The organism is Burkholderia sp. SIMBA_051 (genome assembly GCF_046534915.1).
In the GTDB taxonomy this organism is placed as follows: domain Bacteria; phylum Pseudomonadota; class Gammaproteobacteria; order Burkholderiales; family Burkholderiaceae; genus Burkholderia; species Burkholderia ambifaria.
Window position 1 is genome coordinate 1 of the sequence record NZ_JAWRXS010000970.1, and the last position, 232, is coordinate 232.

Annotated in this window: 1 protein-coding gene; it reads right to left on the reverse strand. The window is 67.7% G+C overall.

Annotated features, from left to right (window positions below):
* A partial coding sequence (locus SB771_RS37380; protein WP_410722328.1) for a hypothetical protein occupies nucleotides 1-232 on the reverse strand: 232 nt, incomplete at both ends.

The following is a 232-nucleotide window of genomic DNA, read 5'->3' on the forward strand; positions in this document are numbered from 1 at the left end:
GCACGATGGGCGCCATCACCAGCATGAAGCGGATCAGCACCCAACTGACCCGGTTGATGCCCTGCTGGAACTGCGTCGGCATGCGCGAGGTCTGCGTCACGCGCCCGGCCAACTGGCCGAAGTAGGTGCCGGCGCCGGTGGCCACCACCAGGGCGGTGCCGGAGCCGCTGACCACATTGGTCCCCATGAAGGCCATGTTCTCGAGTTCCAGCGCGTTGGCGGTCTCGACGCG